Source organism: Nostoc sp., assembly GCF_036919615.1.
In the GTDB taxonomy this organism is placed as follows: domain Bacteria; phylum Cyanobacteriota; class Cyanobacteriia; order Cyanobacteriales; family Nostocaceae; genus Nostoc.
The window spans coordinates 154,330-175,278 of the sequence record NZ_JBALCN010000010.1 but is presented as its reverse complement, the minus strand read 5'-3'; the positions used below and the strand labels follow the sequence as shown (position 1 = coordinate 175,278).

At 41.9% G+C, this 20,949-nt stretch carries 25 protein-coding genes and 1 pseudogene; 12 read left to right on the top strand and 14 right to left on the bottom strand.

Annotated features, from left to right (window positions below):
* Positions 1-35: 35 nt before the first annotated feature.
* Complete coding sequence (locus tag V7K48_RS04980; RefSeq protein WP_335070128.1) at positions 36-233, bottom strand: hypothetical protein; 198 nt, start codon at positions 231-233, stop codon at positions 36-38.
* A gap of 446 nt (positions 234-679) precedes the next feature.
* Between V7K48_RS04980 and V7K48_RS04975 the strand changes: the two genes are divergently transcribed.
* From V7K48_RS04975 to V7K48_RS04965, 3 genes are all read left to right on the top strand, one after another.
* The gene (locus tag V7K48_RS04975) at positions 680-1,813 is read left to right on the top strand and encodes a branched-chain amino acid ABC transporter permease (protein WP_335070126.1); all 1,134 of its coding nucleotides are present in this window, start codon (positions 680-682) and stop codon (positions 1,811-1,813) included.
* Positions 1,803-2,585 (top strand): ABC transporter ATP-binding protein, encoded by a 783-nt coding sequence (locus tag V7K48_RS04970; RefSeq protein ID WP_335070124.1) that lies wholly within the window; start codon positions 1,803-1,805, stop codon positions 2,583-2,585. The genes V7K48_RS04975 and V7K48_RS04970 overlap by 11 nt, the downstream gene beginning before the upstream one ends.
* Before the next feature lie 182 nt (positions 2,586-2,767).
* On the top strand, positions 2,768-3,346 hold the full coding sequence (locus tag V7K48_RS04965) for a Uma2 family endonuclease (RefSeq protein WP_335070122.1): 579 nt from the start codon (positions 2,768-2,770) through the stop codon (positions 3,344-3,346).
* 43 nt (positions 3,347-3,389) lie between these two features.
* On the opposite strand, the gene V7K48_RS04960 is transcribed toward V7K48_RS04965, so the two are convergent.
* The 6 genes from V7K48_RS04960 to V7K48_RS04935 form a co-directional block, all read right to left on the bottom strand.
* Positions 3,390-3,980 (bottom strand): Uma2 family endonuclease, encoded by a 591-nt coding sequence (locus V7K48_RS04960; RefSeq protein WP_335070120.1) that lies wholly within the window; start codon positions 3,978-3,980, stop codon positions 3,390-3,392.
* A 99-nt stretch (positions 3,981-4,079) separates the two neighbouring features.
* Positions 4,080-4,526: an HIT family protein gene (locus V7K48_RS04955; RefSeq protein WP_335070119.1), complete on the bottom strand. Its 447-nt coding sequence runs from the start codon at positions 4,524-4,526 to the stop codon at positions 4,080-4,082.
* A gap of 281 nt (positions 4,527-4,807) precedes the next feature.
* Entirely contained in the window at positions 4,808-5,368 is a 561-nt protein-coding gene (locus tag V7K48_RS04950; RefSeq protein ID WP_335070117.1) for a DUF2087 domain-containing protein, read from the bottom strand.
* A gap of 97 nt (positions 5,369-5,465) precedes the next feature.
* Positions 5,466-6,752, bottom strand: a complete 1,287-nt coding sequence (locus V7K48_RS04945; protein WP_335070116.1) for a glutamyl-tRNA reductase — start codon at positions 6,750-6,752, stop codon at positions 5,466-5,468.
* Between the two features lie 240 nt (positions 6,753-6,992).
* Positions 6,993-8,030: a class II fructose-bisphosphatase gene (gene glpX / locus V7K48_RS04940; protein ID WP_335070114.1), complete on the bottom strand. Its 1,038-nt coding sequence runs from the start codon at positions 8,028-8,030 to the stop codon at positions 6,993-6,995.
* Positions 8,031-8,299: 269 nt separating this feature from the next.
* Positions 8,300-9,340, bottom strand: a complete 1,041-nt coding sequence (locus V7K48_RS04935) for a histone deacetylase family protein (protein WP_335070112.1) — start codon at positions 9,338-9,340, stop codon at positions 8,300-8,302.
* Between the two features lie 186 nt (positions 9,341-9,526).
* Between V7K48_RS04935 and V7K48_RS04930 the strand changes: the two genes are divergently transcribed.
* The 3 genes from V7K48_RS04930 to V7K48_RS04920 all read left to right on the top strand — a co-directional run bounded on the left by V7K48_RS04930 (position 9,527) and on the right by V7K48_RS04920 (position 11,504).
* A complete protein-coding gene (locus V7K48_RS04930) occupies positions 9,527-10,099 on the top strand; it encodes a DUF981 family protein (RefSeq protein WP_335070111.1) in 573 nt (190 codons plus the stop codon).
* Positions 10,100-10,156: 57 nt separating this feature from the next.
* Positions 10,157-10,471 (top strand): glutaredoxin 3, encoded by a 315-nt coding sequence (gene grxC / locus V7K48_RS04925; protein ID WP_335070109.1) that lies wholly within the window; start codon positions 10,157-10,159, stop codon positions 10,469-10,471.
* Positions 10,472-10,649: 178 nt separating this feature from the next.
* Positions 10,650-11,504 (top strand): TauD/TfdA dioxygenase family protein, encoded by an 855-nt coding sequence (locus V7K48_RS04920; RefSeq protein WP_335070107.1) that lies wholly within the window; start codon positions 10,650-10,652, stop codon positions 11,502-11,504.
* A gap of 195 nt (positions 11,505-11,699) precedes the next feature.
* Here V7K48_RS04920 and V7K48_RS04915 read toward each other — a convergent pair.
* A pseudogene (locus V7K48_RS04915) lies at positions 11,700-11,855 on the bottom strand (PIN domain-containing protein); the annotation flags it as partial.
* Between the two features lie 301 nt (positions 11,856-12,156).
* Here V7K48_RS04915 and tadA point away from each other — a divergent pair.
* The gene (gene tadA / locus V7K48_RS04910; protein WP_335070105.1) at positions 12,157-12,654 is read left to right on the top strand and encodes a tRNA adenosine(34) deaminase TadA; all 498 of its coding nucleotides are present in this window, start codon (positions 12,157-12,159) and stop codon (positions 12,652-12,654) included.
* Between the two features lie 103 nt (positions 12,655-12,757).
* The gene (locus V7K48_RS04905) at positions 12,758-13,513 is read left to right on the top strand and encodes a lysophospholipid acyltransferase family protein (protein ID WP_335070103.1); all 756 of its coding nucleotides are present in this window, start codon (positions 12,758-12,760) and stop codon (positions 13,511-13,513) included.
* Positions 13,514-14,057: 544 nt separating this feature from the next.
* Here the strand turns inward: V7K48_RS04905 and V7K48_RS04900 are convergent.
* Positions 14,058-14,180, bottom strand: coding sequence for a hypothetical protein (locus V7K48_RS04900; RefSeq protein ID WP_335070101.1), 123 nt, complete (start codon positions 14,178-14,180; stop codon positions 14,058-14,060).
* A gap of 171 nt (positions 14,181-14,351) precedes the next feature.
* On the opposite strand from V7K48_RS04900, the gene V7K48_RS04895 reads away from it, so the two are divergent.
* From V7K48_RS04895 to grxD, 3 genes are all read left to right on the top strand, one after another.
* Positions 14,352-14,960: a hypothetical protein gene (locus V7K48_RS04895; protein ID WP_335070098.1), complete on the top strand. Its 609-nt coding sequence runs from the start codon at positions 14,352-14,354 to the stop codon at positions 14,958-14,960.
* A 225-nt stretch (positions 14,961-15,185) separates the two neighbouring features.
* Positions 15,186-15,443, top strand: coding sequence for a BolA family protein (locus V7K48_RS04890; protein ID WP_094332828.1), 258 nt, complete (start codon positions 15,186-15,188; stop codon positions 15,441-15,443).
* A gap of 87 nt (positions 15,444-15,530) precedes the next feature.
* Positions 15,531-15,854, top strand: a complete 324-nt coding sequence (gene grxD / locus V7K48_RS04885; RefSeq protein WP_334971402.1) for a Grx4 family monothiol glutaredoxin — start codon at positions 15,531-15,533, stop codon at positions 15,852-15,854.
* 530 nt (positions 15,855-16,384) lie between these two features.
* Here the strand turns inward: grxD and V7K48_RS04880 are convergent.
* Positions 16,385-16,633, bottom strand: a complete 249-nt coding sequence (locus V7K48_RS04880) for a DUF6761 family protein (protein ID WP_335070096.1) — start codon at positions 16,631-16,633, stop codon at positions 16,385-16,387.
* 584 nt (positions 16,634-17,217) lie between these two features.
* Between V7K48_RS04880 and V7K48_RS04875 the strand changes: the two genes are divergently transcribed.
* Positions 17,218-17,991 (top strand): response regulator transcription factor, encoded by a 774-nt coding sequence (locus V7K48_RS04875; RefSeq protein WP_335070094.1) that lies wholly within the window; start codon positions 17,218-17,220, stop codon positions 17,989-17,991.
* Positions 17,992-18,077: 86 nt separating this feature from the next.
* Here V7K48_RS04875 and V7K48_RS04870 read toward each other — a convergent pair whose 3' ends face one another.
* The 4 genes from V7K48_RS04870 to V7K48_RS04855 all read right to left on the bottom strand — a co-directional run bounded on the left by V7K48_RS04870 (position 18,078) and on the right by V7K48_RS04855 (position 20,643).
* Positions 18,078-18,851: an ABC transporter ATP-binding protein gene (locus V7K48_RS04870; protein ID WP_335070092.1), complete on the bottom strand. Its 774-nt coding sequence runs from the start codon at positions 18,849-18,851 to the stop codon at positions 18,078-18,080.
* Between the two features lie 116 nt (positions 18,852-18,967).
* Complete coding sequence (locus tag V7K48_RS04865; protein WP_335070090.1) at positions 18,968-19,534, bottom strand: hypothetical protein; 567 nt, start codon at positions 19,532-19,534, stop codon at positions 18,968-18,970.
* A gap of 98 nt (positions 19,535-19,632) precedes the next feature.
* Positions 19,633-20,094: a DUF4079 domain-containing protein gene (locus V7K48_RS04860; RefSeq protein ID WP_335070088.1), complete on the bottom strand. Its 462-nt coding sequence runs from the start codon at positions 20,092-20,094 to the stop codon at positions 19,633-19,635.
* 153 nt (positions 20,095-20,247) lie between these two features.
* Positions 20,248-20,643, bottom strand: coding sequence for a DUF1830 domain-containing protein (locus V7K48_RS04855; protein ID WP_335070086.1), 396 nt, complete (start codon positions 20,641-20,643; stop codon positions 20,248-20,250).
* Positions 20,644-20,949 lie beyond the last annotated feature (306 nt).

Here is a 20,949-nt window from a genome sequence, read left to right as displayed (position 1 = left end):
CCTCAGCACTCAGCAATACTAAAAACGCTGCTGAATCAGAAAAACATTAACAGTCTTACTGCTTCTTCTTGGGTTAAGATATCCCACGGTTGCTGCGATCGCTTGACTTGTTGTATAGCTTTCAGCATATAAAAGTCATAATGTAAAGCTTCGAGAATGTTCCAAATGTCTTGCAAATCGTCATCGGCTAACTGTTCGATTAAGTGATGCATTCTAAGCCGCAGCAAATTCATACGTTAATTATTCCTTTCTGGAAACACCAACAATAAATAGTATTCCCAAAAAATTAGCTCCGCTCAAGCTACGCTAAAATTTATTCCCTAGAGGAGCGATTCAGTAATCAAAAACTTAACCCCCCAGCCCCCAATACGGTTTGGATAAGACTCGATCCCCTCAACCCCCTTAAAAAGGGGGGCTAAAAATGGCTCTATTTCCCCTTTTTAAGGGCCTTTTTAAGGGAGACTAAGGGGGATCTTTAAAGGACTGTGCAGCTTAACTGAACCGTATTGCCCCAGCCTCCAACGCTACAAGGGTTGGGGGAGCCAAACTCCCCTCTGAGCTTAACTCCTGACTCCTAACTCCTAACTCTGTCAATTTTAGATTTTGAATTTTGGATTGAAGAAAAAATCTAAAATCTAAAATCCAAAATTGAATGACTCCTAACTGCTAACTACTTAACATGGCTGACTATCTCATTTTCTTAGCAATTTCTACAGCACTTTTCGCCTTATTCGCACTAGGACTCAATTTGCAGTGGGGCTTTACCGGGTTAATTAACTTTGGTCATATTGCTTTCATGACCCTTGGAGCATATACAACCGTATTGTTAAGCTTAAAGGGCGTCCCCTTACTGATATCAGCAGTAGCTGGGGCAATTGTCGCCGCCTTGCTGGGTTTAATAATTGGTTTTGCAACTCTACGCTTGCGGGAAGATTATCTAGCAATTGTCACTATCGGTACGGGCGAACTAATTCGTTTGGTGGTGAATAACCAGGAATTACCTGTGGGTGACACCTGGATTTCCGGGGCATTTGGTGTCCAAAGTTATCGCATACCTCTATCCACAGAGCCGAATTTGTTTGTCAGATTTGTGATGATTGGGCTGTTGACGCTGCTGGCTGCTGTAACTTTTCTTACGTTATGGCGGTGGATTCGGATCACCCAGATGTCTCGAACTACTGATTTAGGCCAAAGAATGACTAGTAAGCAAGAATTTGCGTCGCGCTTGGGTGTGGGAATTGTGTTAGCAGTTTTGGCAGGAGCGATTTATATTTCTGGGGTGATCGGACTGTATAATTACAACCCAAAAGCAGGTTTAATGCTGGTGCTGCTGTTGATTTTAGCATTTGTATACTGGCGGTTAGAAATTTTGGTGCGATCGCCTTGGGGTAGAATTCTCAAAGCCATCCGCGAAGATGAAGAAATTCCCAAGGCGCTGGGAAAAAATGTCTTTTGGTATAAATTACAATCTCTCATGCTTGGAGGTGCGATCGCGGGAGTCGCTGGTGCTTTCTTCGCTTGGCAACTGGGCGCCATTTATCCTGATAATTTTCAACCGCAGATCACCTTTGACACTTGGATCATCGTGATTTTAGGTGGTTCTGGGAATAATGTTGGCACAATTTTAGGTGCGGTAATTTTCTTTGCTTATGATGCGTTAACGCGGGAAGTCTTACCCAGAATCGTTTCCCTTGATGAAGCGCGTTTGGGTGCATTTCGGATCATGGTAATTGGACTAATTTTGATGGTACTGATGATTTGGCGTCCTCAAGGTATCTTAGGGAAAAAGGAGGAACTCACTCTTGCTAAATAACCAGTCATTACCACTTCCCTTACTGGTAGCCACTGGACTTTCTAAAAGCTTTGGTGGTGTCAAAGCAGTTAATGAGGCGAAAATCGAAGTTGCTAAAGGCAGCATTACGGGCTTGATTGGCCCCAACGGTGCTGGTAAAACTACTTTATTTAACTTACTCTCAAACTTTATTCGCCCAGATCAGGGACGAGTGATTTTTGACGGCGAACCTATTCACAACTTACAACCATATCAAATCGCCCAGCAGGGAGTAATCCGCACTTTTCAGGTTGCACGGACTCTCTCACGGTTGTCGGTGTTAGAAAATATGCTGCTGGCGGCGCAAAAACAAACGGGTGAAAATTTTTGGCAAGTGCAATTGCAGCCGCACCTTGTTGCTAAGGAAGAAAAGCAACTCCAAGAGCGAGCAATGTTCCTATTAGAATCAGTGGGCTTGGCAAAAAAAGCACATGATTATGCTGGTGGCTTATCTGGTGGACAACGTAAGCTGCTGGAAATGGGACGGGCGCTAATGACTAATCCCAAGTTAATTTTGTTGGATGAACCAGCTGCTGGGGTAAATCCGAGACTGATTGATGATATTTGCGATCGCATTATCACTTGGAACCGCGAAGACGGAATGACCTTTTTGATTATTGAACATAATATGGATGTGATTATGTCCTTGTGCGATCGCGTTTGGGTACTTGCCGAAGGACAGAATTTAGCCGACGGTACACCCGCAGAAATTCAAACTAATCCCAAAGTTTTAGAAGCTTATTTGGGAAAATAGACTGCAATTGGCCTTCTGTTCCAAAGCTCTCCCACAGAGAGAGGCTTTTATTCTTGCCCTGATTCGCTGGTAGGGAACGGGTTGTGGCTTTGGTTTGAGAGAAAGTCGCACACGGTGTCAAATCTTTGGAAATTTGGCTCTTGTTAAAATCGAGTTATATATCTCAGTGGAAAAAGCTTTTTATGTCAATGATGACAGTCAGAGATTTAGAGCGAGTCCAAACCGCTTTTACTGAAGCAGGTTTAGATTACCAGCTGGAACTCGAAAATGGGAAAATTTCAATTATAGGCCCGTCAAATATTGTATCCAGCGAAATCAGTAGTCGTTTGATTGCCTTTCTCTTTGCTTGGATAAATCCTCGTCGCTGGGGAAGAGTGTTTGATTCTGCTGGCGGTTTCATTATGCCAGATACAAACCTCAAAGCACCCGATGTTTCCTTTGTTCGCGCTTCCCGACTTCTCCAAAGTCCTCGTTACTTTGGAGAACTTGTCCCTGACTTGGTAGTAGAAATTAAATCTCAGAGCGATAAAATTAAACTTATAGCAGCTAAGATTCTAAAATTTATAGAACTAGGAGCGATCGTCGGCATTCTGATTGACCCTGATGAAGAGACAGTTACAATTTATCGCTCTATAGGCGAACCTACAGTTTTAGAAAATGGCGATACTTTAACGATACCAGAACTTTTTCCCGGTTGGGAATTGCCCATTACTGAATTGTGGCCTCCAATCTTTACCGAGGAAGAAACACAAATTTCTTGAATAACTTAAGAAAATAATAGTATAGTTTTAAATTTTATTTTTTCTAATCTTCGTTATTTTCTACAAAATTGACTTGCTCGTAAAGGTCGCGCAATTCGATTTGAAAATCAACCGTTTGCAATGATAAAATTGCAGATTCATGTTCGAGTTCAGTAAATAACCATTGACTTTCCGCAGTTTTTACATACTGCATCACATGATACTGATATTGGTCAATTAAAATATATTCCTTGAATTCTGGAATAGAGCGATAATAAAGAAACTTATCACCTTGGTCATAATTTTTAGTCGATTTAGATAAAACTTCAGCAATTAACATCGGATTCATAACCGTTGTTGTGCTAGTTCCTGTATAAATAGGTTGTCCCTCAATCACCATCACATCGGGATACGTATGCTGTCGATAACGGGGTATCCACAAACGCACATCACCAATATAAACATCATAATTTTTACGCCTTAAAGCAATTTTTAAGGATGCAGCTAAATTCAAAGCAATTTTATTATGATTTGTAGTGCCACCCGTCATCGGTACAATTTCTCCATCACGATATTCACTTTTATATTCCGCCTTTTCTTCAATTTCTAAATACTCTTCAGGTGTGTAATAGAATTTTTGTGTTTCTAACTGCATAAAGATACAACCTATGATTCTGTGGTTATTGTGCGGCTAAAATTTTTTGATTATATTACCATAGATAAATCTCATCTATTTTTAAACCTCTAAAAGTATTTATTTAAGTTCTTGGCTAATTTCTGCTGCTTCTGTGTTGCTTACCCACTTGCCTAAACCTAACTGATTAAGTAACTTTTTTATTCGTAGATAAATTAACAGTTCGAGATTTCCTACAGGCATAGCTGATGAACGAGGAATAACGTGGAAGTAGATGTGCTTGACTTGTTCCCCCCACGAACAAACATGAATTTTAGCTGGTTTAACTACTTGTGAAAGTGCTGAACAGGTGGTTTGAATAATTCTACCTAAAGCATTCGCTTCTTCTGATGTAAGTTCCGCTAAATATTCACAATGTCGTTTGAGTTTGATAATTAAATATCCTGGCAACAAAACAGGACTCAAAGTATGTTCTAAAACCCAGTAATTATCTTCATAAATAACCCCACCAGGCGCTTGTACTTTTCCAGCCAGGACACTGCAACCAAGGCATCCATCCACTAACATCTATCCTCTCCTGATCACTGAAATCTAATACACAACTTTCATATCTATCAGGACTTATATGATGTCCGGGCAATTAAGCATAATACCCGGAACCCCACCCCGCTAAAGCTGCGCTTTAGCTCCCCTCCCCGCCGGCGGGGAGGGGTTGGGGGTGGGGTTCTTTTCTTATGGGTAATTTGGCGGACATGATATTACGCACAGGTAACGGAAAATTGAACCGCAGAGGACGCAGAAGACGCAGAGAAATAAGAGTTTCACAGAGTTCTGGCGTAAGTCCTATCTTATGTTGTACGCCAATAAATCCCATTCTCTCGCTGCATTAACTGAGAAGCAATCAACTCTCGTCGTAGGGTGGCGCAATCAGGATGGTAGCGTTTGAGAATGTCATTTACCAAGCGTTCAGGGTAGTTGACTCCTACGTCAAACTGGTTTGCTAACCACTTGAGAATTACTAGGCGCTTTTTGCGACTAGCAGGAATTTCTTTGAGGCGATCGCCCTCGAAATAGTTTTTTAATACTTTGCTTTCCCAAGCCTCAGTATCCACATCCTCAATCAAAGATACTATTTTCTCAGGTGTAAAAATTTCTTTACTAATGCTTTGCAAAGCCTCGCTATCCAATTGATATAGACGGCTATTACCTTCGGGGCGCATTGTCACCAAATTTAGCTCCTTAAGTTTCGCTAAATGATGGGATACCGTCGGTTCCTTGAGTTGCAGTAGCACTGCTAATTCTTCGACGCTGCACTCTTGGTTCGCCAAAATACCTACAATCTTCAAACGGCTATCATCCGCTAATGCCTTGAAAAAGCGCAGTAAGATGTTAAATTGCTCTGGTTGCATAACTAATTTCTAATTAGACATCTATCTAATTAGAAGTATATCTAATTAAAAAGCTCAGATCCCAGACTTTTCAAAGTCGGGGATCTTGTTGTTCAGTTTAACTAAACTGCTTCCCTGCATCCAGGTTGAACAGCATTTGCAGAGTTTGCATACAGTGCCGTCTAGCTTCAACATCTTGCTGCGATCGCAACTGTACCATCGGGTCATGTAAAATTTTATTGACAATTCCCCGTGTTAATGCTTCAATCACCTCTTGGTGTTTTTCAGCGAATTCCGAACCTAATCTTGACAAAGCTTTTTCTAACTCTTGTTCGCGGATGGTTTCAACTTTATTTCGCAGACAGCTAATAGTGGTAACAGTTTCAAGAGAGCGCCACCAAATATCAAAGGCTTCCACTTCTTCTTCTAAAAGTCGCTCGGCTTCCTGTGCAATCTTGCGACGGCTTTCGTAGTTTTGTGCTACTACTGCCTTCAAATCATCCACATTAAACGCCTGCACATTTTCCAATTCATTTACATCCGCATGAACATTACGCGGCACAGAAATATCAAATAACATCAGAGAGCGCTGAACTTCTAAAACTATTTCTAACTTGGCACGGTCAAGTATTGGTTCTATTGCAGAAGTACTTGTAAATACTAAATCACTATCGGCAATTACGGTCATCATTTCCGATAGCGGATGAGTTTGGATAAGTTGTTGAGGGAACAGCTTTGCTAATTCTTGAGCACGTTCACGAGAGCGATTTACAATACTAATTTGCACAGCACCTTTAGAAAGTAGGTGTTGTACCAGTAACCGCGACATTTTACCAGCACCCAGAATTACCACTCGACAAGCAGCTAAATTTGCTACTTTTATCTGCGCTAACTCTACAGCGGCCGAACTGATAGAGACAGCGCCAGTACCAATGCTAGTTTCAGTACGAACCCGCTTACCAGCTGTTAACGCTTGTTTAAATAATCGATTTAAAATGGTTTTTATACCGTTATATTGCTGTCCCAGTTTGTGAGTAATTTTCACCTGAGCCAGAATTTGACCTTCTCCGAGTACGAGACTATCTAAACCACCTGCTACCCGCATAACATGCATCACTGCATCATCATGCAGCAGCATAAACAGGTGTTGTCGCAGAGAAAGCACGGGCAATTTACTGTATTCCGCAAGAAACTGAGTTATTTCTCGGATACCTTGGTCTATTTCACTGGTAACAATGTAGATTTCTAGACGGTTACAAGTGCTAAGAATTGCAACTTCGTCAATATGAGGATAGCTGGTCAGATGAGCGATCGCACTTTCAATTTGTGGTTCTGGAATGCTCAGTTTTTCACGGACTTCGACTGGGGCTGTTTTATGGCTTAACCCCACCACTGCTATATTCATTTGCTAAATCGTAGTTACTAGTTGGTAGTTGGCAATCGGGTATTGAGTGAGAATCGGGAATGGGGGATTTTTGTTTATTGGTTGGTAGTTTTTCCCAGCAACAAACAACAAATAATCACTAACTACTAACTACTAACTACTGTAAGGATGAAGCATTTGGGTGACTATTTTTCAGTTTTATAGAAAGATTTCTTTCCAAATGCTTTGCCCCTACTTTTACCATTCCCCATTCCCTAAAAATTAGTTCAGTTGGAGAGTCTTGGGTTCACCAAACATGTGAATTGTATCAACAAATCGAGCAGTTTTCGACTGGTTGGAAATTACCAAGCTTTGAGTTCTTGCCCCGCCCTTAAAGAAACGCACACCTTGCATGAGATTACCACTGGTAATGCCGCTAGCAGCGAACAGAACAGTTTTACCAGATGCCAATTCATGAGCATCATAGACCTTATCGGCGTCATTGATATTCATAGATTTTAAACGATCAAGGTTAGCTTCTCTGCTTTCTCCAATCAGACCTGTTTTTACTACTGCTGGATCGTAAATCAGTTGACCTTGGAAGTGTCCACCCAAAGCACGCATTGCTGCTGCCGAGATTACACCTTCAGGAGCAGCACCGATACCCATCAGCGCGTGGATATTAGTTCCAGCAAAACCACAGCTTATAGCTGCACCCACATCACCATCTGAAATTAGGGCGACTCTCGCTCCAGCCTCACGGATTTCTTTAATTAAATCATTGTGACGTTCGCGTTTCATTACTACTACAACAAGTTCATCAATACCCCGATCTAGACACTCAGAAAGAATCTTCAGGTTTTCTGTTGCTGACTTGTTGATATCTACCTTGCCCTTAGCTGCGGGAGGTGCTGCTAACTTCTTCATGTAAAAATCAGGAGCAGCAAATAATCCACCCTTCTCAGAAATTGCCAAGACAGCCATCGAACCAGGTTGTCCATATGCTACCAAGTTCGTACCTTCACAGGGGTCAACGGCGATGTCAATTTCGATTAATTCATCAGGGTTACACAAACTACTGGCATTTGGTTGGGTACAGATACCAACTTCTTCCCCGATGTATAGCATCGGCGCGTCGTCGCGTTCGCCTTCCCCAATCACAATGCGACCCCGCATATAAATTTTATTCATCCGTTCCCGCATAGCTTCCACTGCTACCTGGTCAGCAATGTTTTTTTCGCCTTTGCCCATCCATTTCGAGGAAGCGATCGCAGCTTGCTCTACTACTTCAATAATCTCTAACCCAAGTGTATTTTCCACAGAGTCTACCCTCTCAGCTGCTTGAATTTACGTCGTTTTATCTAGCTATTTCAGTCTTTAAGTCTACCAAAGGGCGGTTACCAAATTCCGATTACAAATGTTCACGATGTGTCAACTTTCAGCTTATTGATAATAGTGTCAATAATTTCTAGAGATGTCAGTATTGTTTGAGTCTGACGCTTATGAGGATAAATACCTAAAATATTTGCCATAATTGAACTTTAGATATTTGAGAGAAATAAGTATGTTTATTTACGGTAATCGTAATTTTAAACACTTTTAAAACCTGTGACTAATTGTCGAACGTTTTCACTTAGGGCTTCAACGAAGTATCCACCCTCTTGTACAAAAAGAGTCGGCAGACCGAGTAATTTAATCTTTCTTCCTATTTCATAGTAAGAGGTAGATTCGAGAGCAAAGCAACCCAGTGGGTCTGATTTAAAGGTATCAAAGCCAGTTGCTACGACCAAGGCTTCTACCTGGAATGACGACACTACAGCTGCGGCTCTCTCCAAGGCTTGTAGATAAGAAGCCTCATTGGTTCCAGCAGGTAGGGGAATGTTCAAGTTACATTCTTCTCCATCGCCGCTGCCACGTTCGTTTTCAAAACCTGTATAAAAAGGATAAAAGTTAGTGGGATTGCCGTGAATCGAAATTGTTAAAACATCACCACGCTGGTAAAAAATCTCCTGCGTACCATTACCGTGATGCATGTCAATGTCAAGAATTGCGATTCGGGAAAACTTTGTGCGAAGCTCTTGGGTGGCGATCGCGGCATTATTTAAGAAGCACATACCCATTGCCATATCCCGGCAAGCATGATGCCCACTGGGTCTACACAAGGCATAGACAGCCAACTTTCCTGCTTTGATATCAGACGTTGCTTCAATAAGCGCAGCTACACTTCCTAAAGCGTTTCGCCATGTGTATTCTCCGATTGGTGCTGCGCCATCAGCAATGTACCATCCTGCCAGAGCGACAGGACTTTCGTTGAACTGAGCCATATGGCGGTTTGGGGAAATGTTTGGAAAAATCTCGGTACTGGCGTTCTGCATTCTTGACCAGTGTTTCCAAGCACTCTCAAGATAGTTAACATACGCGAGGTCTTGTATCGCTAGGATTGATTTACGCAGCATTGATTCGTGAAGTTCTGGCTGCGAGCCAAACACTATCTCACATTCCGCCTTCTCCAGCCCCAAACGAATCTGATTACCTCTTTGTGCAACATCAGGGTGGTCAATAAAGTGACCTCTCCAAAGGAATTTTGCTGGACCAGGAACGTCAAAGTATGGACTTACTATGACTTTCATTAACTATGAAGTGGAACGTCGGCTACAGTCTACCAAGGGGTGGATACTAGTGGTAAATAGTTAAGTTTTGCTACGCTTTATTTCGGTATTAATCTGCATTTATCTGTGGTTTTAAATATTTTATAAATGTCACAATGTAACTTGAGGTAGTTTATATCAACTCAGAAAAACATCAAGAGGTTAATCGTGTTTATCGACTACATCACGTTAATGTTAATTAATATGGTAGCTGGGTTATTTCTACTGGCTGACTATGTGTATCGTGGTATAGATAGTTCTAATCAAAGACAGTGGATTCCAGGGTTTGGAATTACAGGTGCGATCGCACTAACAACTGGTTTACACATGAGCTTCACCTGGCCAATTACTGGTAGCTATAACATTGCCTACGGTGAAACAAGTGTCTTATTTGGAATCTTATTTGTTGCGGCGGCAATCGCTCTTGCTCAAGGTTGGGATTTATTGACAATAGCAATTTACGGCTTTTTTGCTGGTGTAGTTGCGATCGTAGTGGGTATCCGCATCCTCAACTTGAATTTGACAAAGCAACCGCTTTTGTCAGGAATCGGCTTTATTTTAACTGGATTAGCTGGTATTTTTGCTGCGCCAACTCTTTATTGGAAAACTAACCGAACCTGGCGGTTAATTGGCATCGCTGTGCTGATAGTAGCGGCTCTAATTTGGGCATTGACTGGATATTTGTCTTACTGGAATCATTTAGAGAGTTTCCAAAAGTGGGTTCCAGCCCCAATGCGGTAGGCAATGCCAGTAATGATCTAGGCTAGAGACATAGTTAAAATCTTGCTTAAGAAAATTATGCTGGACTTTCTTAATCCCCTCTTAAATCGCCATCCAGAGCGAGTCAAAGCCAACGTCGAACTTTACACATGGCAAACTTGTCCTTACTGCATTCGTGCCAAAATGCTGCTGTGGTGGAAAGGTGTAAATTTTACTGAATATAAAATCGACGGCGACGAAGCAGCCAGAGCTAAAATGGCAGAACGCGCTAACGGACGCCGTAGTGTACCGCAAATTTTTATCAATAACCAGCACATTGGCGGCTGCGATGACCTCTATCAGTTAGACACACAAAGTCAATTAGATCCCCTTTTAGTCCAAGCCGCGATTTAGCAATAGAATTAACCCCCAATAGTTGCCTTGGTGATGCTATGTTGGGCAACTTTGGATTTTGAATTTTCACGTAAGGGACTTCCAAGAAATAAAATATACAGCTGATTCGTTTTTTGCGTAAAGCACAAAGATTGAGGTGAATAGTATCATATGATGGTATTTACTTAGGATAAATAAATTGTTGACCGTACAGCAGCATTCAAGACTGGGCAAGGAAGTTCTACGAGATTGTAATCTTGCATCTATAACAGACCAACAAGTTGAGGAATTGAAGCAATCTCTTTGGGAACATGGGGTTATTGTTGTCAGAAAGCAAAAACTGACGGCATCCCAGTTGAAAGACTTTGCCATTCAGACCTTCGGTGATACAACTCTTGGTCGTCGCCCCAAATCCCTAGACCCTGAAATTGATCCAGACTTACAAAGTCCTGGAGTTGCCATTTTAGGGAATCCCAAGGGGCTTTCTCAGGATATTGTGGGCAAAATTGCTTGGCAATGGCATCACGACAAAGACCACCTCCCAAAAACGGAGGGATTGGATATGAATAGCCTTTACGTGGTGATGCTTTATGGCGTGGAAATCCCTGCAAAAGCAATGGATAGACAGCCTCACACCACTGAATATCTCGACATGGTGAAAGCTTATCACAATCTAGATCGCCAACATCGGCAGCAATTAGAACAACTCTGGATGTATCACCTGTCACCTATCTCCCCACAACCAGGAGAGGAGATTCCCAGAAAATTACATCCCATTGTCTCTACTCACAAAGTAACTGGGCGAAAAGGATTATATTTAGGTTCAGATACTTCGATTCTTCAGGGGTTAGAAGATAAGCCGGAATTAGCTAAACAATATTGGAAGGATTTGTTTCAGGGAATTCTTTCCTGTACGCCAGTTTATACCCATATTTGGCAACCTGGAGATATTTTATTTTGGGATAATTCCCAAGTTATGCACACAGGTATGCCCTATGATGCAAAAAAGTATAAACGGATTGCCCTACGTGTTGGTGTTGTAATTGGCATTTAATTTTATTTTATTTGTACTGTACATTGTCGGCTAAAAATCAAGTGCAAAGTTGATTCTGGCTCTAATGGCAAGTATAGTTCAGTACCAAATTCAGTATACATCTATAGTTTCACTAGTCAGTATCAGCAAAGCTTTCGACAGTCTTGGGAGAATCAATTGAGGAAGCGATGACTACGCTCCATGTTGTGTTTGTTCTTACTCCCAATCATCAATTATTAGTCCACTGACGCGACTAAATTCTCTTGTGTTGTGCGTAACTAACGTCAAGTTATGTGTCAAAGCGATCGCAGCTATTTGGAAATCATTAGGGCCTATTGAAGTACCTTTTGCAAATAATTCTGTACGAATTCTACATGCCGTAACTGTTTGTGCCATAAATTTACGCTTGAGCGCACCTTTTAATTGCTTGGCAGTTTCCCTCAACAAGTTTTTCAATGAATCCGTTAGTTGTATTGACACCTTAAACATCCCAAAATCAAATCATCATTAAATTTACTACAACTTGGGGTGGGAGAGATGCCAACGGCATCTCTCCCACCCCCCTAACAATGATTATCATTCTGAATAACTGTATCGGCAGGCTGACGCCAACGGAGAGAGGAATGGAAGTGAAGTCAGAATATTAAGTTGCACCTAGCGGATTGATCAGAATATGCTAACTAAGTATACAGAATATCTTATACATCAACAATGGATGAATTATGCTCTAGAATTAGCAAAAGCAGCAGGTAATGCAGGTGAAATCCCTGTAGGTGCTGTTATCATTGATCCAACTGGCAAACTGCTGGCAGAAGGAGAAAACAGAAAAGAGCGCGACAAAGATCCTACCGCTCATGCGGAAATTCTCGCTCTTAAGACAGCTGCAACAAATTTACAAAATTGGCATCTTAATGAATGCACCCTCTACGTAACTCTCGAACCTTGCCCGATGTGTGCAGGTGCTATTGTGCAAGCACGTATAGGACTACTTGTATATGGAGTAGACGATACAAAAACTGGCGCAATTCGTACAGTTATTAACATACCCGATAGCAGTGCTTCTAATCACCGTCTCCAGGTAATTGGAGGCATTCTAGAGTCAGCTTGTCGTCAGCAATTACAGGCTTGGTTTGCCACTAGGCGGCATAGGGTAAACTACGGACAGAGGTAAAACTGTCCATCTAGTACGACATAACTCACGCAAGAGAATCTACGGTGTAACTAATCAGGCTTTTCGTTAAATTTTTACCTGTCAATCGACTGCATCCGTCATCATGGAATTTTACTCTTCATCCGATACCTGTCAGCGCACGCCAGCAAATTTTGAGGTGGCTGGTACTACCTCAAGGGTTTCTCCTTGGTTAAGTCCTCTGGCATATTTATTCGGGCGTCACTGCCTATTACCATTATTCTTTAGGCAAATTAGCATAACCGGACAAAAAAATATCCCCACAACTGGACCTGTGATCCTCGCACCTACTCATCGGGCGCGTTGGGATGCATTGCTCGTACCCTACGCTACCGCTGATTGTCTGAGAGAACAAGACCTGCGGTTCATGGTGACTATTGACGAATGCCAAGGTTTCCAAGGCTGGTTTGTCCGACGTTTGGGGGGGTTTCCTGTAAATTCTAAGCATCCGTCAATCCGCACGCTGCGACATGGAGTTGAGCTACTTCAGCAGGAAAAAACCCTGGTCATCTTTCCAGAAGGTAACATTTTTCGTGATGGCCAAGTTCACCAGTTGAAGCCTGGAATTGCTCGTCTTGCTTTGAGTGCTGAATCTAGTTATTCCGGGCTGGGAGTGAAAATCATACCCATAGGCATTAATTACAGCCAACCTTATCCAAATTGGGGTACAGATGTGAGTATTCACATTGGCTCCCCAATCAAAGTAGCGGATTACATGAGTGGCTGTATAAAACAAGATGCCAAAAGCATGACGGCTGATTTAGCAAAAGCACTGCAACAATTAAGCCATCAAGAAACAAAAATTACTAATCACGCATTTGCAGAAATTACTAATTCTTAATCTAGTCAAAACTCCCAAAACTGGCTCCTAACCATTGACCATTAACAGTATATAATTCAGAAATTGGACGTTTTCAAGATTTGGCACTAATTTCTAACTGCTATATACATCCTGAATAAGTCACAAAAGATTAGTGGTATTTTGCAACCTTTGAGGATGCCTACATATATAGATTACCCTCTATTGAGGGGATATTCAGCCAAATTGGCATTTTTTTGAGCAAATAACTAATAATTGTCTGCATAGTGAGTTGGTTGATGATAAATATTCTCACTATTTGGTCAGACAATTAAATGAAAGTTTTTGGATTTTACTTGATTTTGTCAACATGACTGGTAAAAACAAAATTTTGGGAAGCGCGGACTGGGAACATCGTCATGTTTAAGTGGTTTGGTGCGATGCCTATGGCGGGCTACGCCTACGCGAATAGTTCAAGCAGTGCTTTGGGAAGATTCTCCTGCCAAATATCCCAGTTAACCTGAGATAATCATTGGAGAGGAAAGTCGGTAGTCAGACAGATGGTGAAGCAGTCTAAATCCTTTTCTCAAATCAACTTTTGGCCACCGCCTTGTGAAACTACTCCCAAGCTACTGGCTAGTAAACCGATGATTGGAAAATCAGAGGAATTAATGCATTGAGGCAGTCCACCGTAAGTATCGCAGATCATGACGATTTAAGTTAGTTACTATACAAGGGTAATGGGAACTCTATTAAACCAATTTTCAGTCCTAAATCAGAGATACTTAGGATGTGTCTTGCTTTGTCCAAGACCAAAACAGAGTTAAGATACCCGAAGTTTCCATAACTTTTTTATATAGTTGTCGCACTAATTGATCCCATGAACACTGCTGCCGCTGTTACCTTGATGCACCGTACTGTTTTATCAGTTATAGCAGTCCTCAGCCTGCTATCACCTGTGAATGCTCAGGTATCACAGTCACCAGGCACTACCAGCCAACCACAACCCATTGACCCCAACGATCCCAATACCCTTCACCCCATAACCCAAAATAGCAGCCTTTTGAGCATTGAAGGGGGCGATCGCCTCGTGAAAGATGCAGAAAAAGCCGTTTCTGCTCAAAACTACCCCTTAGCTGCTAAGAAACTCCAAGAAGCACGTCAGGTTTATAATCAGCTATCTAATTTTTATCAAGAGTTAAATTCTAGTTTTTCGGGAATTGACAATAGAGTTTCTGATTCTCAGCGTCAAAAAGCTCTAGTAACAGCCCAAAAGCGAGATGAGGCGACCTTTCAGCTAGCATTGGTACATCGGGCACAAAATCAGCCAGAATTAGCTGTGCCGTTGTTGATTCAAATAATTAAGAGTCAAAATCCGACACGGGATTTAGGCAAGAAAGCTTATAAGCAGTTGTTTGAATTAGGTTTTGTAGATTCTCCTTATCCTAGAGAAGGTGCTAATTCATCTTCCTCATCCCCAAAAAAATAAATTAAATTGGCGTTGCCTGTTTTTCCTCATCTCCCCCATCTCCCTGAACAGCACCTTGGAACGTGCCAGTGCTAGGATAGGATTATCTGCCCTAGCTTTGACCCAGCGTTCTCAAAAATCGACCTCAGAGGCAGTTTATCCCCAACTGTGCTAAAACTTTAAGTTGGCACAGGCAATTGTTCTATATCTGTTAATAATAGAAAAGTAAGTTTTTCAGGAATAGCGATGATTAGTCCGCAGCAGGTTGAGGCAATGATCAAGGCGGAACTGCCAGACGCCCAGGTTCAGGTGCAAGACTTGACTGGTGGCGGTGACCACTATCAGGTAACAGTAGTTTCATCGCACTTTGCAGGTAAGGGACTCGTGCAACAGCACCAGTTAGTTTATGGTGCCTTGGGGCAAGCTATGTCAACTGAAGCGATTCATGCCTTGGCAGTAAAAACATATACTCCCGAAGCTTGGCAAGCAACACCAGCTTCGTAAACATAGAGTTAGGAATTAGGAGTTAGGAGTTATAAATTTAACTTCTCACTCGTCATCGTTGAATGCAACATAGGAAACACAAATACCATGACGCCAGAACTCAAAGAGAAAATTGATAGCTTGCTACAACAGAACAAGATTTTAGTTTTCATGAAGGGAAACAAGTTAATGCCCCAATGTGGTTTCTCCAACAACGTTGTGCAGATTCTCAATACCTTGGGAGTTCCCTTCGAGACAGTTGATGTTCTATCAGACTCTGAAATTCGTCAAGGAATTAAAGAATACTCTAGCTGGCCGACAATTCCCCAAGTGTATATCAATGGTGAATTCCTTGGCGGTTCTGACATCTTGATTGAACTGTACCAAAAAGGTGAATTGCAGGAAAAGGTAGAAGTAGCACTAGCCTCGTAATATCTCTTTACGCAAACCAGAGGGTATGCTGCTGAATTTGCGCTTCGCAATCAAGGCAATATGCCGTTTTTAATGTCCTTGAAAGGGGAGATACTATTTCTCTCCCGTTTCAAGGCTTTTTTAATAGGTTTTTGACAAAAATACTTGACCAGAAAGAAAAAGGTACAAGCCCCTAAATTTATTTATGGAAAATAAAAAAATGTATTTCGAGATACGTAGTACAAGAAATACTACGTCAGTTGACTCAAGCTCCTAAATTTATTTATGGGGTTCTAATGAATACTTTTGACTTTTGACTTTTGACTTTTGACTTCCCCAAAGGGGCTGACCTGTCTTGGAATTGATTTCAGGTTTAGTCAAAGATCCCCTCAGTCGAATTGGCAAGACCAATATAGGGCTGAGGGGATGCGTTTTCTCAATACAATATCTCCAAAATTTCACACCACGGGAACCCATTGACGAATACAGATAATATGCTATAATTATCTGCGGTAATTAACGGTTACTATCAATGGACAGGTAAATGGTACTTAGTAGTAATCAGGTAGTGGCTGTGGTTGCGGCACTGCAAAATTTGATCCATCGTACAAGTAGCGGCTGGCTTCCTCTTCTAAGCGATGAATCAGAAAAGGTTCAATGATGTTGCCATGTCGCAGTGCGGCTAGATATCCATCCAAATACATCCGCATATCATCCGTGCGATAACCGCGATTCCATAACTCGACGAAGGCGTCGGTGAGTCTTTGGTAATAGCGGATGGTTTGTGTGTCTTGGAGCATAACTGCTGTATTAATCTCTTTGGAATGAGAATTGTAAATGATTCACGCTCAAATGTGAAGTGTAATTTCACTTTGGCATCAACTCAAAGTCAACACATCTACTTTGGGCAGTACCCTCATAGCAGCTACAAGCTACTTTAATCCTATTCCAGAAAACATCGATTCTAGTTATCTGCTAAGTTATTTTTCTGATTTTCACACTCAACAGCCCAATTGTATTGGTGTTATGTTCGTGAATGTAGGCACTAATTTTTGCGAAAAAAACCTCCTTTCACCATCAGGTTAAAAAGCTGTTGTAGTAACGGTTAGCTGGTTGGGTTATAAATATTTGCCACATTACACCCAGCTGAAAGCAGAATGTTAAGTTAAAAGAACTTTTAATAAGTCTAACAACACTTTCTATAAACTTAATAAAAATTTAATAATATTTCTAATCGCCTTTTGGCAAGGCATAAATTAAAGATATTGCCACGCTTTTTATGAGGAAATGTAAAGCTAATAGCAATTGAAGTAACAAAGGCTACAAAACCTTAGAGATGGGCTTGTTACTTTGAAAGGCATCGACGCTAAGGGATCTTGCCACCGTGGGTTCGGTTTGTATAGAAATCATTGAGGGGAATCCCCATCTGAGGTCGTTGTTGGGTTGGCACTTGCAACAACTGGAATACCGTGTGCATCAAGCTGCCAGCATTTATCAAGCAAGGGAAGTATTTTTAAGCCATCAACCAACACTGGTAGTCTTGGATGCAGACCTGCCTGATGGTGATGGCATTGAGTTTTGTCGTTGGTTGCATCGTCAGCAGCAGCCTCTAATCTTAATGCTATCTGCCCGTAATAGTGAAGCTGATATTGTCGCAGGTTTAAAGGCGGGTGCAGATGATTACCTAAGCAAACCTTTTGGGATGCAAGAGTTTTTGGCACGGGTAGAGGCACTGATTCGCCGGAAGCGTACACCTACTGCACCAGCTTATCTGGATTATGGCACTTTGCAAATCGATTTAGTTCAGCGCCGTGTTCGCTTCCAAGGGGAGTTCATCGACTTAACGCCCCAAGAATTCAGTTTGCTGTACGTTTTGGCACAAGCTGGGGGAGTGCCTCTGAGTAGGTCGGAATTGCTGCGTCGTGCTTGGCCTGACGCTATCGATAACCCTCGTACCATTGATACTCACGTTTTGTCGCTGCGGAAAAAGGTTGAACTCGATCCCCGGCAACCCAACTTGATTCAAACTATCCGCAATGTAGGATACCGTTTTAACATGGAAATTTTGAATATCAATATTTCACAGTCACAAACAACAAAGTTAGCTAGAGAGAGATTTAGTAATCAACGTTCAACACTTAGTAGTAGTCAAGTGTAAATGGGCCAAACAGGGCAAATAGGGCATTGGGGTGAGGGGGAGCAAGAAAACGACTTCTGATTCCTGTTTCCTGACTCATCCAAAATTTAAAATCCAAAATCGTCTTGAGCTTTTGCTTTAATTAGGCTTTCTCGTAATTCAACCCAGTTTATCTCAGAGACTCTTTGATTTGCGAATAAATGACCTTGTTGCAGGTGTAATAACCGAGTGCAAAACATCTGGGCTAGTTCCAGTCGGTGATTTACCATCAGAATCGTGGTTTGATGAGTTTGACTCAACTGGGTTAAGACTTGCATTAGATGAGAAGCTGTACCAGCATCTAGAGCAGAGGTTGGCTCGTCTAATAATAATATTTTAGGCTGGATGACTAAGGCACGAGTGATCGCTATTAGTTGTCGTTGTCCAGCAGAAAGTTGTACCTCTGTTCGCCCCAACCATTCACTGGGAATGTGCATTTGTTCTATCCAGTGACTGACTCGTTGCTGAATTGTCTGTTTGGGCAAACCACGCAAAACTAAAGGATAAGCCAAAGCTTGCTGAACTGTCATCCCCAACAGCTTAGATTCTTGCAATACAAGTACAAGCATCTGGCGTAGCTGGATGACGGGAATTTGGTGATATTCTTGATTTTCTAGATAGAGTTTACCATTCGTGGGTTCAATTAGGCGGTTGAGGAGGTGTAGTAACGAAGTTTTACCAGCGCCAACTGGGCCTACAATGGCAATGCGATCGCCCTGAAATACCTCCAAAGAAATATCCTGTAATATGGGGTATCCCTGCTGATTATCGGGAAGTTGGGTTTTCAGCTTTGTAAACAGATTAACTTGCTCTAGCCTGAGTGTGGCTTTTGCTGTATTCAAGGGGAGTGGGGAGTAGGGAGTGGGGAGATGGGGAAGATGAGAGAGAAATAACCAATACTTCGGCTTCTCTACGAGACGCTACGCGAACGCTCAGTACAAGTGCCCCATGCCCAATTTTAAGTTAATTGTGCAGTAGTTAAAGCTGTAGCGATCGCCCAGCCATCGACCAATAATAGCAGAAGCGTAAATCCCAGTAAAATCAAGTACATCCACGGCTGTGCTAAAGGGCGAACATCTCTGGTGTCAATGCCTGTCTTTGCTTGCACAATTTGGACGAAACGGGCAAATCCGGCTACACGCATTGGTAATAAATAAGCTTTCCCATCCTGGCTGAGGAAATAATAAACCAGCCCTCCTTGACCAGTAGTGCGGGGTTTTAACTCTTTCACCTCTGACCAAGGTAATAACCAGCCTTTACGAAAAAAGCGAGGCACCCAGGCGGGGTAAGTAACCTGAATTCCTTGGTCATCTACCATTACTTGTTCAGTCAATACCGCGTACAAGGCAACTAAGCCGATGCTAATCCCTATCCACAATAATCCTGGGGGTACGGGTGCAGCTGTTACCTGCGATAAGAAGGGTAATGGAACTGTGAGTGCTATATATAGACTCAGCAGCGTTATCCGAATCAAAGGAGACAGACGAAAAACAGAAGCTGAGATATTGGCTGAGTTTGCTGTCACGGCTCAATTACAATGTTTTTCTTCATTGTAGGGTAGGTCTATGTCCTAGCTCGCCTGTCGCACGGAAGCTATGCCATTTTGAAATTGCAAATTATCCTTCACGGTAAATATTTTTGCACTACAATCCAACCAGTAAGGGATACCCAGGCAAATCCTAAAAACAAAATAATATTTACGCCGATGTGTAAAGGTCTAGCCCAAGGCCGTCTGCTACTAATTTGCATGGCACTGAAAGCAGACAGTAAAACTAATGCTACCACTATCAATCCAGCGACCAAGTGTGATGAGTGACCCAAGGAACCAAAGTGACCGAAAGTACCAACAATACCGATCGCCAGCAATAGTAGCACTAAACTTACCATGCTTATGCCCATTGTATAGTGGAGCGATCGCACCTCTCTATTTCCACCCAAAAATGGGGTAAAAAAAGGGAATTGCTGCGAAGTTCTCGCCCGAAACATCCAAACGCCAGTGACTGCTAACATCAGATATGCTAGGAGGGACAACCCCATTGACCAGGCGGCTATTTTCCACAACCAAAGAAATGAAGGCAGATTCATAAGAATGATTGTAGTTGAGAGTTGGGGAGCAGAGGGGGAGTGTAGTAAGTATTTCTTCTCTGCCCTAATGCCCGATACCCGATAGAACAATAAATAATAAACAAAAAAGGCTGCTGAATTCAGCAACCCTCAAATTGAGCCAAATTATTTTTTTTAATCAACAGAAGCTAAACCAGCCACTTGTAAAGGTTTTGTAGTATCTTCGATTTTTGTATTAATTTGCTGCACCATTGGTTTGGTATTAATAGGGTCTTTTCCATCTGATGAGTCTGTATCAAACTCATCAGTGCTGGATTCGTCGAGCATCAAGCGCTCGCATGGAATTTTATCTGATAAAATTGCACTTGCCATCATCCCTGTATGAATCTCCATTCGACCTTTTCGCGGAGTTTCAAACACTAAACGTTGTCCAGGGAAAACAACCCTTTCAAAATACCAGTTAGGAATATTGGAGATGCGAGCTACCTGTATTTTGCTCGTGGCATTAATGTAGCAGCAGAGAATTTTTCCCGATTGCTCAGGTGGTAGAGGATCTAATATTTGAGCCATAACTGCTGAGGAGCTTTACGCCACAATTTTACATTACACTAGCCAAGCCTAGCATTGCCTGATCCCCAGTTGCTGTAGCTCCGACTACCAACTCAACTCTTTGGAGATAATTTCTACCTAAAGATATATCGTAGGTTATAAAAATCTTGTAAATATTTACGCTTGTCTACAATTTTACACTATGTGAACATCTTCGAGTTTTTAATCTCTGGCAAAAAAGCTTTAACTTCTTTAGGGCAGATAATTACAGGGTAGATATGACGAAGATCCCCTTAGCTTGAGCCTAGTTCAGGAGTGAATTTTTGT

Coding starts and splice junctions, on each gene's coding strand:
- V7K48_RS04980 (WP_335070128.1), bottom strand. CDS start 233: ATGAATTTGCTGCGGCTTAGAATGCATCACTTAATCGAACAGTTAGCC.
- V7K48_RS04975 (WP_335070126.1), top strand. CDS start 680: ATGGCTGACTATCTCATTTTCTTAGCAATTTCTACAGCACTTTTCGCC.
- V7K48_RS04965 (WP_335070122.1), top strand. CDS start 2,768: ATGTCAATGATGACAGTCAGAGATTTAGAGCGAGTCCAAACCGCTTTT.
- V7K48_RS04960 (WP_335070120.1), bottom strand. CDS start 3,980: ATGCAGTTAGAAACACAAAAATTCTATTACACACCTGAAGAGTATTTA.
- V7K48_RS04955 (WP_335070119.1), bottom strand. CDS start 4,526: ATGTTAGTGGATGGATGCCTTGGTTGCAGTGTCCTGGCTGGAAAAGTA.
- V7K48_RS04950 (WP_335070117.1), bottom strand. CDS start 5,368: ATGCAACCAGAGCAATTTAACATCTTACTGCGCTTTTTCAAGGCATTA.
- V7K48_RS04945 (WP_335070116.1), bottom strand. CDS start 6,752: ATGAATATAGCAGTGGTGGGGTTAAGCCATAAAACAGCCCCAGTCGAA.
- V7K48_RS04935 (WP_335070112.1), bottom strand. CDS start 9,340: ATGAAAGTCATAGTAAGTCCATACTTTGACGTTCCTGGTCCAGCAAAA.
- grxC (WP_335070109.1), top strand. CDS start 10,157: ATGCTGGACTTTCTTAATCCCCTCTTAAATCGCCATCCAGAGCGAGTC.
- tadA (WP_335070105.1), top strand. CDS start 12,157: ATGCTAACTAAGTATACAGAATATCTTATACATCAACAATGGATGAAT.
- V7K48_RS04905 (WP_335070103.1), top strand. CDS start 12,758: ATGGAATTTTACTCTTCATCCGATACCTGTCAGCGCACGCCAGCAAAT.
- V7K48_RS04900 (WP_335070101.1), bottom strand. CDS start 14,180: ATGATCTGCGATACTTACGGTGGACTGCCTCAATGCATTAATTCCTCT.
- V7K48_RS04895 (WP_335070098.1), top strand. CDS start 14,352: ATGAACACTGCTGCCGCTGTTACCTTGATGCACCGTACTGTTTTATCA.
- V7K48_RS04890 (WP_094332828.1), top strand. CDS start 15,186: ATGATTAGTCCGCAGCAGGTTGAGGCAATGATCAAGGCGGAACTGCCA.
- grxD (WP_334971402.1), top strand. CDS start 15,531: ATGACGCCAGAACTCAAAGAGAAAATTGATAGCTTGCTACAACAGAAC.
- V7K48_RS04880 (WP_335070096.1), bottom strand. CDS start 16,633: ATGCTCCAAGACACACAAACCATCCGCTATTACCAAAGACTCACCGAC.
- V7K48_RS04860 (WP_335070088.1), bottom strand. CDS start 20,094: ATGAATCTGCCTTCATTTCTTTGGTTGTGGAAAATAGCCGCCTGGTCA.
- V7K48_RS04855 (WP_335070086.1), bottom strand. CDS start 20,643: ATGGCTCAAATATTAGATCCTCTACCACCTGAGCAATCGGGAAAAATT.